Origin of the sequence: Bartonella sp. MR100HLJHH, assembly GCF_042194215.1 — a bacterium.
Classification (GTDB): Bacteria; Pseudomonadota; Alphaproteobacteria; order Rhizobiales; family Rhizobiaceae; genus Bartonella; species Bartonella grahamii.
Genome location: NZ_JBHIMR010000005.1, coordinates 14628 through 29580 on the forward strand (window position 1 = coordinate 14628; position 14953 = coordinate 29580).

Genomic DNA, 14953 nt, shown 5'->3' on the forward strand with positions numbered 1-14953 from the left:
TTTTTAGTTTATCTCGCAGTTTGATTTTAAACGGGACAAACGTTATGAAAAAGCATATATGCTCAAGCTGTACTATAGTTTTGAGGTGATACGTGTTTCTGTCTGTTTTTGAACTTTTTAAAATTGGGATTGGTCCTTCTAGCTCACATACGATGGGGCCGATGACAGCTGCTAATATGTTTTTGCAAAAGATAGGAGATTTTTCTCAGTCGTCTGATATTCAAGTTTCTCGTATACGTGTTTATCTTTATGGTTCTTTAGCTTTCACGGGTATTGGTCATGCAACAGATAGGGCTATCATATTAGGACTTTTAGGAGAAAAAGCTTCTACTGTTGATCCTGATAGCATGGGAGGGTTGTTAGAAAAAGTTATACGTGAAAAAAAAGTGCAACCAGAAGGCCATCTCGCTTATCAGTTTGATGTGCAGCGTGATCTTATTTTTGAACGAAAGAAAATTCTCCCTGGACATACAAATGGACTAGCCTTTGAAGGACTTAATACTGATGGGAATGTTCTGTTGCGGCAGATTTATTATTCTATCGGCGGTGGCTTTGTTGTGACTGAGGATGAATTAAGCCATATGAATGATAATATACAACCAGAAACATTAGAGGTGCCATATCCATTTGATTCTGCTGGTGCAATGTTATCAATGGCAGAAAAATCAGGACTTTCAATTGCTGAAATGAAGCGCTTAAATGAAGAAACAAAGATAGAGCGTTCTTCTCTTGATACAGGGCTTGATGAAATTTTTTCAGCGATGACAAATTGCATTGATAGAGGTCTTTCACAAGAAGGTGAGTTGCCTGGTGGATTACGTGTTCTAAGGCGTGCTAAAAAGCTGCATGAAACGCTTTTGGAAAATCAAAAGAAAAATCGCAATTATCCACTTTGGGCAAATGATTGGCTTTCGGTATATGCTATAGCAGTCAATGAGGAAAATGCAGCAGGTGGTCGTGTTGTTACAGCTCCAACAAATGGGGCAGCTGGTGTTGTCCCAGCAGTTTTGCGTTATTATCTTCAATTTAATGATGATTCAGATCGAGAGGGAATACATAATTTTCTATTAACGGCAGCAGCTATAGGCGGTGTTATCAAACATAATGCCTCTATTTCTGGTGCAGAAGTTGGGTGTCAAGGTGAAGTTGGAACGGCATCTTCAATGGCCGCAGCAGGGTTGACCGCAGCGTTAGGTGGAACGCCAGCTCAAATTGAAAATGCGGCAGAAATTGCGCTTGAACATCATTTGGGAATGACATGTGATCCTGTTGCAGGTCTTGTACAAGTTCCTTGTATTGAGCGTAATGCAATGGGAGCTGTTAAGGCGGTAACGGCTTCTTCTCTTGCATTATATGGTAATGGAGATCATTTTGTTTCTCTTGATGCTTGTATAGAAACAATGCGCCAGACTGGTCATGATATGAGTGAACGCTATAAAGAGACAAGTAAAGGTGGTCTTGCAGTCAATACAATATCTTGTTAGGATCTGAAACATTTTTCAATCCATAACTGGAATTTTTGGGAGGGGAATCGTATTTCCTGATAAAGCTTATGTTTTTTTGTTACTTATAAATCAAAATTCCACTTTAATGCAACAGCAGCTTGAAATAAATTCGAGATGATTCAGTGTTTTCTTAACGAATAGTAGCTTTGGCATGCAAGTTTGGAGGGGGAGTACTATCAGTATCTATCTGATTTGTCTCTAAAATGGGAAAAAAGTCTAATTTAGAAAAAATAAAAAAGCGTAAAGTAAAATTAGTGATCAGTCTGCCATTATTTTTTAGCTGGGTTTTATGGCTTTTAAAAGTTTCCATAGCCATATCTTTTAAGTAATGGAAGATTATGCCTGAGTATCCAAGGAAAATTTATGTTAAATCTGAATAATTATGATGAGGAGAGAGAATTTTAAAGATTTTAATTTTTAGAAGTGAAGATCTTTTGATACCTAGTATGGTAAAAAATACCTTGAAAAGAAATGCTAATTTACAATAATTAAGAGATATATTGGAAATATCTTTTTTATTTATAAATTCTGTACCGTCAAAAAAACTAAAATAAATAATAGCATATACATTAAAAAATATTTATCAAAATTCTCATGAGAATAGAATGCACACGATAGAACATTATCGTGTTACTCATTCATGAGTTTGCTTTAAAGAAATATCTCTCAACGCTCCCAAACTCATTTCGCGATGGCACCTGTGAATGGTATAACAGTAAATCCATTGAGCTATCCCCATCTTTATGCTTAATAAAAAGAGTATGCTGGCACGATTATACACTTTACCAGCCCCCCTTGTATGGGGACCAAAGCCCTTAGCATTTAAAACGGTTCATTATAGGCATTTTGAGTCTTTTTAGTACAGTTTCACGCCACACACTAATCTCGCTCATAACATACAAGAGAACGGTTTGGATTGATTCAACATAAACAAATTTCAAATGAGAGAATTTTACGATATTCGAGTTTCTCATCTAACATGCAAAATAATGAACTATCTTTATAAATCAGTATCTTGCATATGAATAGTATAATGTAAGTTTTCCATGAATGGTATAAAACCTATAGGGTATTAGCATCTTTATTTATAGAGGGAGAAAGCCAGCACTATTCATCCTTTTTTTTCAACTTTCAATGTTACAAAAGATTCTAGAGTACTTGAAATGATTCATAAGAGATATTTTGATTTCTTTTTTTAATAGTTTAATGCCAATCTTGCTCGTGATGAGCAAGCGAACGATTTTGACTGATTCAATACAAGAAGGAAAATAAGAGAATTTTACGAAAAACTCTTATTCAATATGCAAAAAATAAATTATAAATTAAAATCTTATGGAAATCGGTATCATGATATTTAATCTGATAATTTCTTTTATGTTTTTTCATCGATAGTATTTGTTGTATTTTCCAATTTTCTTTGTCTGTTGAAAGAAATAAAAGTAAGAGGAGTTAGATTATTTTTTACAGCGTTTATGTTGTAAGGGGGACCGTTATTAAGAGGGACTTCCTTTATTGAACTTTTACAATAATCCCTAAAATGATAAGTTTTCATCCAATGAAGCTATTCATTTTTTCCAAAAAGATATCAAGGATAATTTTTATATTAAATCCAAAAGTGAAAAAATATTGGGTGTTTTTTTATGTCTTTGAATAATGGTTTTATTGAAAGCTTGGAGGTATTGGATAGTTGGAAAAGCTGTCAGCACAATTCCATAATAAGAAAAAAGTATGTTTATCAAAGGAGTTTCTAAGGCTGTAGATAATGGTTAATAATAAAATAATTTTTTAGAGATGGTCTGTAGAATTAAATATTTGTTGCTCCTAGACGGATTTTGATAGGCACATTACCAGTCTGGCTAGCAACGCGTAAATGAATGCGTACAGGAGGCATTATGAGACGACGGTTGCGTATTGTTTGGCAAATGAGAAGGTTAACAAGAGATTGTGTATCTAATGCAGTCGAATTATATTTTAAACCAGTAAGTTTTGCGGCAGCATCGTGAAGAGAACGCAATGAAAGGAGGGATGATTGCTTCAATAAAATTTCTTTTTTATGGAATGAAGCAAAAGCATTATCTGTCATAATACTATCCTTAACGCAGAATTCAAAAATTTTTAGTAGGCTACAGTATAGCAGTTAAAATTTGCTTTCTTTAATGTAGAGCAAGCATCAAATGCAGCTTTTTTTGATTGAAACCCTGTAAAGCGCGCTCGGTAATAACGCTGCCCATTTTTTTCAAACAGTTGCATGTGTGAAGATGCGTGCTTTAAAGTAGAAAAAGCTATATTTTTTGCTTTTAAAAGTAAAGTTTTTGCTTGTTCTTCACTAGGAAGAGAACCAATTTGGATAGCCCATCCGGCATTTGTGGACAAAGAGGCTGTTACAATTTTATGAGTCTCAACCGGTATAGTTTTTTGAGGGTTTGGTATTGGTATAATTACCTTATTTACAGCCGTTATTGCGATATTGGAGTTTTTAGGTTGTTCTGCAAATGCTGTCAACATAGTCGAAATTTCATCATCAAAATTACTTGAATCAGCTTTAATAGTCGGTATAGGAGTATTGGCGCCAGTCGGTAAGTGATAGCGTACAGAAGCCATTAAATGTTTACCACTTTTCATTTGGCTTGCTTTGGGCAAATATTGATTCAATAGGCTAGCCATATGCTCGTCACGTGCAGTAGATGATTTACCTCCCATAACAACAGCGACAACAGAGCGCCCATCAAGACGCATTGAAGTTGCTAAATTAGAACCTGACATTTGTGTGTATCCTGTTTTAATTCCATCGACACCTTTCATTATTTTAACGAGTTTATTGTGGCTGTTAATTTTATGCCCACGGAAATTAAAACTTTTTGTTTTGAACAATTTATATTGTTTTGGAAAATGTTTACGTAAAGCTAATGACAAAGTCGCTATATCTCGTGCTGTAGAATAATTGTGCACATCCGGAAGTCCTGAAGCATTTGCGAAATGTGTATGTTTCATGCCAAGTTTACGAGCTTTTACAGTCATCATTTGAGCGAATTTTTTTTCACTACCTCCAAGATATTCTGCAATGGCAGCAGCAACATCATTTGCGGATCTTGTAATGAGTGCTTTAGCTGCTGATTCTGCAGAAATTGTTTGGCCTGCTTTAAACCCAATTTTTGTCGGTGGACGCATTGCTGCATAATGTGAAACGGGAATTGGTGTATTTGGTGTCACACGACGCATCTGCATAGCTTCAAAGAGTAAGTACAATGTCATCATCTTTGTTAAAGAAGCAGGATAACGTTTCAGTGTTGCATTGGCTTGAAATAGAGTTTTTCCCGTAGTAGCATCTATAACAATAGCCGCATACTTATCAGGATAGGCTCCTTGAGGTGTAGCTGATGCCCAACAGTAAGAAAAAGCTAACACAACAAAAGAAATTGCTATTGTTTTACAGTAGCGCATAATTTTTTGATAATTAATATACACTTGCAGTATCCTATTTCTCCATTTATCCTGAAAAACTTCTATAAAGCTTCCTTTTCTGTAATTTGTTGATGCAGTTTAGACGAATGGTATTACTAATTTGTTTACAGAAGTTATTTTATGAGTGAGTGATTGAAGTCTAACCATAGAGGGAATCTTATTTCTAATACATACAGGTATTGCAATAGTTATGAAAGAATTTAAAATTAATAAAAATGTATTGCATGGAAAACGATAATGGGACAGACGCTCATAATAAACTCTATAGCTCATATTATGCATAATGAAAAGGGCAAGAATTGGGATGAAGTTAGGCATGGTGCGGTTATAATGCCTAAGGCTAGAGCAAAACTCGAAAAACCTAAATTATGTCGAGTTTTTTTGCTTAATGATGATTACACACCTATGGATTTTGTTGTTTTCGTTTTGAAGAACTTTTTTAAAAAAAGTTTCGAAGAGGCAACGCGAATAATGTTAAATGTTCATCACAGTGGGATAGGAGAATGTGGAACTTATACTTATGAAGTCGCTGAAATGAAAATATTACAAGTGAGGGAATGTGCGCGTCAAAATGAACATCCGTTACAATGTGTAATGGAATGGAAGTGAGGAATTATGCCATCTTTTACACCTAGTCTTGAAGAGGTTTTGCATCGTGCATTAACAATTGCTACTCAAGCACGGCATGAATACGCAACATTAGAGCATCTTCTACTTGCGCTGTTAGATGATGCCGATGCAAATTCCGTTATTCAGGCTTGCCAGGTAGATGTGGAGGAATTGCGAGAGCGCTTAACCAATTATCTTCGCTCAGAGTTAGATGAACAGATTAGAGCTGATGAGGATACGAAGCCTACAGCTTTTTTCCAGCGTGTTATCCAACGTGCGGTGATTCATGCACAATCAGCTGGAAAAGATGAAGTATCGGGGGCAAATGTTCTTGTTGCAATTTTTTCTGAACGTGAAAGCCATGCAGCATATTTTCTTCAAGAAATGGGAATGACACGCTATGATGCTGTACGTTTTATTTCGCATGGTATCACACGTGATGATGGGTTATCCATGTTACTTGAAGGACTTGAAGAGCAATTAGATCAGCAGATTTCGGATAATGGTGAAAGAGGAACAAGTGCTTTAACGAATTATTGTGTTGACCTCAATTGTAAAGCACTTAATGGAAAAATTGATTTATTAATTGGCCGTGAAATAGAAATTTCACGCATGATTCAGATTTTATGTCGAAGGTCAAAAAACAATCCGCTTTTGGTTGGTGATCCTGGAGTGGGGAAAACCGCTATAATTGAGGGATTAGCAAAGCGCATTGTTGATGGGCAAGTGCCTGAAGTTTTATCAAATGCAACAATATTTTCTCTTGATATGGGGGGACTTGTTGCTGGTACACGTTATCGCGGTGATTTTGAAGAACGCTTAAAGCAAGTTATTAAAGAGTTTGAGCTGTATCCAGATGCTATTTTATTTATTGATGAAATTCATACCTTAATTGGAGCAGGAGCGACATTAGGGGGAAATATGGATGCAGCAAATCTTTTAAAACCTGTATTATCTTCTGGAACTATGCGATGTATTGGTTCGACGACTTACAGAGAATATCGCAAATTCTTTGAACAAGATCGTGCTTTAGAGCGTCGTTTTCAGAAGATTGATATTAATGAACCTTCTGTTACAGATGCGATTAAGATTTTGCAGGGGATGAAGCCTTACTTTGAAGATTTTCATCAGATTAAATATACAGATCAGGCGATGAAGGCATCCGTAGAATTATCTTCACGTTATATAATTGACCGTAGGTTACCTGACAAAGCAATTGATATTATTGATGAAAGTGGCGCAGCGCAAAAGCTTTTGCCACAAAAACAACGCAAGAAGAGTATAGGTGTTAAAGAAATTGAAGCCACTGTTGCTACAATTGCAAGAATTCCACCAAAAACAGTTTCTCGGAATGATCAGAAGATACTGAGTAAGCTTGAAAGAGAACTCAAACATGTTGTTTATGGGCAAGATCAGGCAATTTCCGTCTTAGTTTCATCCATAAAATTGGCGCGAGCAGGTTTACGCGAACCGGATAAACCAATAGGAAGTTATTTATTTTCAGGACCAACAGGTGTAGGAAAAACTGAAGTTGCAAAACAGCTTGCATCATCTTTAGGCATTGAATTATTGCGTTTTGATATGTCAGAATATATGGAACGGCATACGGTAGCACGTTTAATCGGAGCTCCTCCAGGTTATATAGGGTTTGATCAAGGAGGTCTCCTTACAGATGCTGTTGATCAGAAGCCTCACGCAGTCCTATTGCTAGATGAGATTGAGAAAGCACATCCAGAGTTATTTAATATTTTATTGCAGGTAATGGATTATGGTAGATTAACAGACCATAATGGTAAGAAAATTGATTTCCGCAATGTTATTTTGATTATGACAACCAATGCTGGCGCTTCAGATATGGCAAAATCAGCTATTGGATTTGGGAAAGTACATCGTGATGGTGAGGATATAGAAGCAATCAATCGGTTATTTACACCAGAGTTTCGTAATCGGTTAGATGCAATTATTCCGTTTGCACCGTTATCTCATTTAATCATCAATCAGATAGTGCAAAAATTTATTTTTCAGCTTGAAGCACAATTAGCTGATCGGGGAATTTGTTTTGAATTAAGCCCTTCTGCAACTTTATGGCTTTCCAATAAGGGATACGATTCTCAGATGGGAGCACGCCCATTAGGGCGTGTTATACAAGAATATATTAAAAAGCCATTAGCTGATGAAATTTTATTTGGAAAGTTACGCAACGGTGGCATTGTTCGCGTATTGACACAAAAATCAAATGGCAAAAAAGAAAGCTTACAGTTAGAAATTTCATCTTCCGATATATCTGCAAGTTCAAAGAAAAGTAAAATGGAAAATTTTACAAAAAAACGTGTAGGAAAAAAAAGCACAACAACTTAAGAGTGTGTTATAAGGCTGCACGGATTTTCTTTGCATTCTCTTCAAGTATTTCTGTAGGCGTTATTATATTATTATGAGGGGTAAGTTCTATTCCCTCCATACGTGGTATAATATGGAAATGGAGATGATAAACGGTTTGTTGACTAGCTGCTTCATTAAATTGCATGACAGTTATGCCATCTGCTTGAAAGGCTTTTTTGACGGCATTTGCAATTTTTTGAACAGCTTTAATAACAGGAAATAATGTTTCAGTATCTGCATCAAGTAAGTTTCTAGAGCCTTTTTTAGGAATGACCAGCGTATGACCTGGTGCCTGTGGCATGATATCCATAAATCCAATAACATCATCATCTTCGTAGACACGAACAGAAGGGATTTCATTGCGAATCAATTTAGCAAAAATATTGTTATTGTCATAAGCTTGTTTCATACAAATATTTCCTTTTATTGTAAGTTTAAGATTTTAATTAAAAACGAAAAAATACAAAGTTTATCAGAGTTTAAGACAAAGAAGTATTTTGACTTTAGTTATATTTAGGATGGTGCACTGTCTTAATGAAGGCTTAGATTTCTATGATGGCTTCAACTTCTACAGGAACATCCATAGGAAGAGAGGCAACACCAATAGCAGAACGGGCGTGTTTTCCAATTTCACCAAGGATATTGACGAATAAATTAGAAGCTCCATTGGCAACAAAAGGAATATCGGTAAAATGAGAATCTACAGCCACAAAAACAGTAATTTTTACCACACGTTTTATTTTATTTAAGTCACCTAGAGTTGCTTGGAGTTGAGCGAGAATATTGAGAGCGCAAGCTTCGGATGCTTTTTGGGCTTGTTCGGTATTCACAGTTGCACCAACTTTACCGATGGCTATTGGTTTTCCATTAATAAGAGGGAGTTGTCCAGAAATAAAGAGTTGATTGCCACTTTGTGAAGTGGTGATGTAATTGGCAAGGGGGGAGATTACTTCAGGAAGAGTGATTCCGAATTTCTCTAAGTTTTTTTCAATCATATTGGTCATAATTTAAACTCCATAGCTGCTCTATAATACATTCATTGTATAATCTATTTTTTGATTTAAGGAAATGTGTGGTTAATTGAGAAATTAGCCTTTTTTGCCTTATTGTATGATGTTATGCAACGGGGATAAAGTTTGGAATTTGGGAATGATTAGATCATTATTTATAATAATTTCATATATTGTTTTTTTATGTACAGCGAGAGCTGAAGAGCCTATTTTTATTGTGCCTCATCGAGCAATTTATGATTTTCATCTCGATAGCGTTTCTCATGACATGACAATTTCTGCGATGTCAGGGCGAATGGTTTACGAGCTTACTGGTTCGGCATGCCAAGGCTATAGCACACGTTTTCGTTTTATTAGTCGTGTTCACATTGAAGATATGCCGGTACGTTTAACGGATCAACAGACGACGAGTTATGAAACAGGAGACAGCCGTGCATTTCATTTTAATATTACAGATCAAGAGGGAGAAGAGGTTGCGCATCGTGCTGAGGGAGTTGCGGAGCGTACTCAAGATGGTATTACAGTTACCTTAAAAAAGCCAAAGGAAAAAGAGTATAAGCTTGCAATGGCTGAATTTCCAATGATGCAACTAAAAAATATTATCCGCCATGCAAAAGCAGGGCATCATTTTTACAATGTTACTGTATTTGATGGGACAAATAAAGCAGATAAAGTTATAAAAGAAAGTATTGTCATAGGGGAAAAGAAGGCGCTTTTATCTGATAGCGAAACGGAAAAAGTGAGAAAATTGGATGAAGACGAATATTGGCCTGTTACAATTTCTTATTTTGATGATGGAGAAAATAAAGATGGTTTGCCGGTTTATCGTAGTAGTTTTCTCTTAAATGAGAATGGTATCATGCGTGATCTTCATATAGATTATGGAACTTTTTCAGTGCGTGCAAAATTGAACAGTCTCGAATTCTTGGAACTTGGAAAAGATCTTAATCAATGTGAAAATGCAAATATTAAATGATTAAAGAAAATGACTTGAAAAAGAATCAAATATTAGTATGTTTGCGCTATTCCACACGCGGAGTTTGGGTGTTTGCAAATAATTTGTGAGAAAATTCTAGCAAGCATCCGCCGGTAGTAGGTTTTCCTGCTTTTTCCGCGGAGGTTGAACCGGAAAGGATAAGATTTATGGCACTACCCGATTTTACTATGCACCAGCTTTTAGAAGCAGGTGTGCATTTTGGTCACCAGACTCATCGTTGGAATCCCAAAATGACTCCCTATATTTATGGTCAGCGTAATAATATCCATATTATTGACCTTGCTCAGACCGTTCCGCTTTTATACCAAGCGCTTAAACTTGTTTCAGATACTGTTGCGCGTGGTGGTCGTATTCTCTTTGTTGGTACGAAACGGCAAGCATCTGATATTATCGCTGATGCGGCGAATCGTTCTGCCCAGTATTACGTTAATGCACGTTGGCTTGGCGGTATGCTCACAAACTGGAAAACGATTTCCAATTCGATACATCGTTTGCGAAAGCTTGACAAAATTCTTGCTGCTGAGGCGCAAGGTTTTACCAAAAAAGAACGTTTAAATCTTGAACGTGATCGTGAAAAGCTTAATCGTGCGCTTGGTGGTATTAAAGATATGGGATCTGTTCCAGATCTTATATTTGTCATCGATACGAATAAAGAAAATATTGCCCTTCAAGAAGCAAAACGTTTAGGCATTCCTGTTATCGCTATTATTGATACCAATTGCGATCCTGATGACGTAACGCATCCGATACCAGGTAATGATGATGCTTCACGTGCAATTTCTCTTTATTGCGATCTTTTTGCTCGTGCCGCCCTTGATGGTATTGCACGCCAGCAAGGAGCAATGGGTATCGATTTAGGAGCTCAAGTTGATGCGCCTGTGGAGCCTATTTTGGAAGAAAATGCGGTTTCAGAAGTTTCTGAATAATATAAAACGCCTAATTAAGGTACTTTTATTGTCTAAAGAAGAAGTTATAGGCGTGCAGAGGGGTTTTGCACGCTTTCACTATTACAGAATAAAGAGGCAAATATGAGCATTACTGCTGCACAAGTAAAAGAACTTCGAGAACTATCTGGCGCTGGTATGATGGACTGTAAAGCCGCTCTAGCTGAAACCAGTGGTGATATGGAAGCTGCTGTTGATTGGCTTCGTAAAAAAGGAATAGCTAAAGCAGATAAAAAGGCCGGTCGTACAGCGGCTGAAGGATTAATCGGAGTCGTATCAAAAGATTTAAATGCGGTTTTGGTTGAGATTAATTCTGAAACAGATTTTGTTGCACGCAATGCCGGATTCCAAGATATCGTGCGCAATGTAGCAACTGCTGCTTTAGATACGCCAGGTGATGTTGAATCTGTTTCTGTTTCTCTTTATCCAGGTTCTGAGAAGACTGTAGAGCTTACGATTAAAGATGCAATTGGTACAATTGGCGAAAATATGACATTTCGTCGTTCCGCTAAATTGTCTGTTGAGAATGGTGTTGTTGCGACTTATATACACAATAGTGTAGCTGATGGTCTTGGTAAGCTTGGTGTTTTGGTTGCGATTGAAACAACAGGAAATAAAGGGGCTGCTCTTGCTTTTGGTCGGCAGGTTGCGATGCATATTGCAGCAACCAATCCCTTAGCGCTTACAGCACAAGATGTTGATGCTGCTGCTGTTGAACGTGAAAAAGCAATTTTTTCAGATCAAGCACGTCAGTCTGGAAAGCCTGAAAATATCATTGAAAAAATGGTAGAAGGACGTATGCGTAAGTTTTTTGAAGAGGTTGTTTTGCTTTCTCAAGCTTTCGTTATGAATCCTGATATGACTGTTGAGGCAGCTTTAAAGGATGCTGAAAAATCAATTGGCGCACCAGCAAAAATTACAGGCTTTATTCGTTTTGCATTGGGTGAAGGTGTGGAAAAAGAGGAGTCTGATTTTGCTGCAGAGGTTGCTGCTGCTGTAAAAGGCTAGTTATTGCAAACTCTTGATCAGAGATTTAAAATCATATCGTTGGTTGTAGAATCTCTGATGGGAGCAATGTAATTGTTGAGAGGGCGTCACGTGAAAAAAGTGGTGCCCTTCGTGATGTCAAAAGCAAAAAGTCAATGTGCTTTTGGGGAGATTATTAATGGCATTAGCACTTCCGTATAAACGTATTCTTTTAAAGGCTTCTGGTGAAGCTCTTATGGGGGGGCAGAGTTTTGGCATTGATGTTTCTGTTGTAGACCGTATTGCCGCTGATATTGCAGAAGTGCGCACAATGGGGGTAGAAGTTGCGGTTGTTATCGGTGGGGGAAATATTTTTCGTGGCGTTGCTGTTGCTTCGCGTGGTGGGGACCGAGTGACAGGGGATCATATGGGAATGCTTGCAACTGCTATTAACTCTTTAGCATTGCGAACATCTTTGACAAAATTAGGGGTTGAAACTGTTGTACTCTCTGCGATTGCTATGCCACAAATTTGTGAAAGTTTCTCGCAACGTAAAGCAATAGCTTATATGAATCAGGGAAAAGTTGTTATTTTTGCGGGTGGTACAGGAAACCCATTTTTTACCACTGATTCTGCTGCTACTTTACGTGCAGCAGAGATTGGTGCGGATGTCCTTCTTAAAGGAACACAAGTTGATGGTATTTATTCAGCAGATCCAAAGATAGACCCTACGGCTAAGCGTTTTGACCAATTAACACATGTTGAAGTTTTACAATGGGGGTTATCTGTTATGGATTCAACGGCGGTCACTTTAGCACGTGAGAACAATGTACCGATTATTGTGTATTCCATTCATGAAAAAGGCGGTTTGGCTAAGGTCTTGAATGGAACAGGACGCTTTACAATAGTATCGGAATAAGGGTAAGCTTCAAAGGACAATTGAAGGAGACAGAAATATGAATGTTACATCAATTATGGATGATCTGAAACGTCGCATGGATGGTGCTATTGCGGCTTTTAAACATGAATTAGGTGGTTTGCGGACTGGACGTGCATCGGCCAGTTTATTAGAACCGTTGACCGTTGAATCTTATGGTTCTGTTGTGCACATAAATCAGGTTGCTAATATTTCTGTTCCCGAACCTCGGATGCTTTCTGTTTCTGTATGGGATAAAACGATGGTAGGAGCTGTAGAGCGCGCTATTCGCGATTCTGGTCTTGGTTTAAATCCCATAACTGATGGTACGAATTTACGTATTCCTTTGCCTGAGTTGAATGAAGAGCGCCGTAAAGAACTTGTAAAAATTGCACATCACTATGCAGAGCAAGCGCGTGTTGCTACACGTCATGTTCGTCGGGATGGTATGGACAATTTGAAAAAGTTAGAAAAAGATGGTGAAATTGGACAAGATGAAGCCCATAGTTTGTCTGAAAAAGTTCAAAAACTCACAGATGAAACGATTGCTGATATTGATAAAATTTTAGCCGTAAAAGAATCTGAAATTATGCACGTTTAAGACGGTTTTGTCGCTAGAGAAAGATGTTATACTTCCAGCCTGTAAATTGTTTCTATGGATAATAGTAGGAAGTAGAGTGCTCTGTGATAGCAAGGTGTGATGCAGGAAGGTATTTTATCGTTTTATCATCTTGATATGGGAGGGATTGATTTGAAAGGGCAGATGTTTTTATTTTTTAATCTGCATGGTAAATCAAGCTCTTTGCAGGAAGACACTATTGAGCAGCATGGTGAGGGCTTTTAGTTTAGCATGTCTTTGTTAAACTACATAATGAAAGTATTATTAGAAATTATTCAAATATTCTAAGATGAGGGTTGGGGAAAGAATATAACGCAAAAAATAAGCCTAACCTTTCTCTTATTTTCCCATTATAAAACATGTGAGTATAATCGATCAAGCAGATGTTATGTGGCGTAATTCGTTTTTCAATGACGAATAGTTGATAGAGAAGTGTTGTTATACGAAAGCTATATTAGTTAATTCATATGGGAGATAGATAGCTGCTTTTTCATTTTATATTTGAGAAAATATTAAAAAAAATATTTTAGGATTAATCCTGACGGAGATTTTTGAAGTTGGTTTCATTGATTATTGGTCTCAAAAGCGCTATCTTTGTAGACTGAATTATTTATGATAAATTATAAGAGAAATTTATACAAGTATGAAATAAAAATACTGCGTAGGGAAGTTTTTCTTGCGTCAATTTTAGAGCTTGTATTTTCTATTTTTATTGTTTGGATGTTGTTTTGTCTAATTTGGTTTATCGTGTTCTGACAGCTTTTGTGTTTGGCGTTATTGCGTTGTATCTAACATGGTTGGGAGGAATCTTCTTTTTTTTATTTGTATGGTGTATTGGCGGTTTTGTTCTTTATGAGTGGATGAGTATTACTAAAGAGAAATGGTGTATTTTACAAAAAATATTAGCAAGTACCTTTTATTTGATCTTTGGCTTTTTTTTAGTGTTGAGTGTATCTGCTTCATTGATTTTTTGTGTTTTAATCGTTTTGGCTGCGGTGTTGGCTATTATATCTATAAAAAAGAGTGGTTGGGTTTTTTGTGGTTTTTTATATGCATCTTTTCCTGTTGTTGCTTTATGCTTTCTACGGGATCATGAAATGTTGGGGTTCCAAGTTGTTATTTTCTTATTTACGATAGTGTGGGGAACAGATATTGGTGGGTATTTTATCGGACGTGCATTAGGGGGACCTAAATTAGCACCACAATTTTCTCCTAATAAAACATGGTCAGGAGCACTTGGTGGTACATTTGTCGGAGTTTTCGGTGGTATATGGGTTTCTTTTGGATTTTTTGATATAAATTTAGCAAGTTTTTTTGTGCCACTTCTTACACTTGTTTTGTCAATTGTTTCACAATTGAGTGATTTAGGGCAATCATGGCTCAAAAGACGGTTTTCTGTTAAAGATTCTAGTTCTTTATTGCCTGGACATGGTGGTTTTATGGATCGTATAGATGGATTGGTAGGGGCAGCTTTTCTTCTTTATTTAATTGGTTCATTTATGTCTGATATGGATGCACCTTTTAATCTTTTTAGTATGATCTAATT

The 14953-nt window shown here is 36.8% G+C and carries 14 protein-coding genes; 10 read left to right on the forward strand and 4 right to left on the reverse strand.

Translation table 11 applies throughout. The annotated features are described in order from the left end of the window. The first annotated feature begins 92 nt into the window (after nucleotides 1–92). On the forward strand, nucleotides 93–1484 hold the full coding sequence (locus ACFIJ7_RS04000) for an L-serine ammonia-lyase (protein WP_375636252.1): 1392 nt from the start codon (nucleotides 93–95) through the stop codon (nucleotides 1482–1484). A gap of 1825 nt (nucleotides 1485–3309) precedes the next feature. Here the strand turns inward: ACFIJ7_RS04000 and ACFIJ7_RS04005 are convergent. After that, nucleotides 3310–3588, reverse strand: a complete 279-nt coding sequence (locus ACFIJ7_RS04005; protein ID WP_375626277.1) for a hypothetical protein — start codon at nucleotides 3586–3588, stop codon at nucleotides 3310–3312. A 32-nt stretch (nucleotides 3589–3620) separates the two neighbouring features. After that, nucleotides 3621–4970: a D-alanyl-D-alanine carboxypeptidase gene (locus ACFIJ7_RS04010; protein WP_375644669.1), complete on the reverse strand. Its 1350-nt coding sequence runs from the start codon at nucleotides 4968–4970 to the stop codon at nucleotides 3621–3623. 234 nt (nucleotides 4971–5204) lie between these two features. On the opposite strand from ACFIJ7_RS04010, the gene clpS reads away from it, so the two are divergent. Both clpS and clpA read left to right on the forward strand, forming a co-directional pair. After that, nucleotides 5205–5576, forward strand: a complete 372-nt coding sequence (gene clpS, locus ACFIJ7_RS04015) for an ATP-dependent Clp protease adapter ClpS (protein ID WP_273788139.1) — start codon at nucleotides 5205–5207, stop codon at nucleotides 5574–5576. Between the two features lie 6 nt (nucleotides 5577–5582). Continuing rightward, entirely contained in the window at nucleotides 5583–7934 is a 2352-nt protein-coding gene (gene clpA / locus ACFIJ7_RS04020) for an ATP-dependent Clp protease ATP-binding subunit ClpA (RefSeq protein ID WP_012755037.1), read from the forward strand. 7 nt (nucleotides 7935–7941) lie between these two features. Here the strand turns inward: clpA and ACFIJ7_RS04025 are convergent, their stop codons facing one another. Together ACFIJ7_RS04025 and ACFIJ7_RS04030 are read right to left on the reverse strand one after the other, a co-directional pair. Further along, complete coding sequence (locus ACFIJ7_RS04025) at nucleotides 7942–8364, reverse strand: HIT family protein (protein WP_012755038.1); 423 nt, start codon at nucleotides 8362–8364, stop codon at nucleotides 7942–7944. A gap of 133 nt (nucleotides 8365–8497) precedes the next feature. Further along, nucleotides 8498–8959: a RidA family protein gene (locus ACFIJ7_RS04030; RefSeq protein ID WP_208439554.1), complete on the reverse strand. Its 462-nt coding sequence runs from the start codon at nucleotides 8957–8959 to the stop codon at nucleotides 8498–8500. A 145-nt stretch (nucleotides 8960–9104) separates the two neighbouring features. Here ACFIJ7_RS04030 and ACFIJ7_RS04035 point away from each other — a divergent pair, with 145 nt between their 5' ends. The 7 genes from ACFIJ7_RS04035 (at nucleotide 9105) to ACFIJ7_RS04065 (ending at nucleotide 14951) form a co-directional block, all read left to right on the forward strand. Next, on the forward strand, nucleotides 9105–9941 hold the full coding sequence (locus ACFIJ7_RS04035) for a cell envelope integrity EipB family protein (protein ID WP_375644671.1): 837 nt from the start codon (nucleotides 9105–9107) through the stop codon (nucleotides 9939–9941). Between the two features lie 167 nt (nucleotides 9942–10108). Next, nucleotides 10109–10888 carry a 30S ribosomal protein S2 gene (rpsB, locus tag ACFIJ7_RS04040; protein WP_375644672.1) on the forward strand — a complete coding sequence of 260 codons (780 nt, stop codon included), beginning with the start codon at nucleotides 10109–10111 and terminating at the stop codon, nucleotides 10886–10888. Between the two features lie 102 nt (nucleotides 10889–10990). Continuing rightward, nucleotides 10991–11914, forward strand: coding sequence for a translation elongation factor Ts (gene tsf, locus ACFIJ7_RS04045; protein WP_375636260.1), 924 nt, complete (start codon nucleotides 10991–10993; stop codon nucleotides 11912–11914). 157 nt (nucleotides 11915–12071) lie between these two features. After that, on the forward strand, nucleotides 12072–12791 hold the full coding sequence (gene pyrH / locus ACFIJ7_RS04050) for a UMP kinase (protein WP_375636262.1): 720 nt from the start codon (nucleotides 12072–12074) through the stop codon (nucleotides 12789–12791). 37 nt (nucleotides 12792–12828) lie between these two features. Then, complete coding sequence (gene frr / locus ACFIJ7_RS04055; RefSeq protein ID WP_375636264.1) at nucleotides 12829–13389, forward strand: ribosome recycling factor; 561 nt, start codon at nucleotides 12829–12831, stop codon at nucleotides 13387–13389. Nucleotides 13390–13488: 99 nt separating this feature from the next. Next, a complete protein-coding gene (locus tag ACFIJ7_RS04060) occupies nucleotides 13489–13632 on the forward strand; it encodes a hypothetical protein (protein ID WP_375636266.1) in 144 nt (47 codons plus the stop codon). Nucleotides 13633–14135: 503 nt separating this feature from the next. Continuing rightward, nucleotides 14136–14951, forward strand: a complete 816-nt coding sequence (locus ACFIJ7_RS04065; protein ID WP_375636267.1) for a phosphatidate cytidylyltransferase — start codon at nucleotides 14136–14138, stop codon at nucleotides 14949–14951. Nucleotides 14952–14953 lie beyond the last annotated feature (2 nt).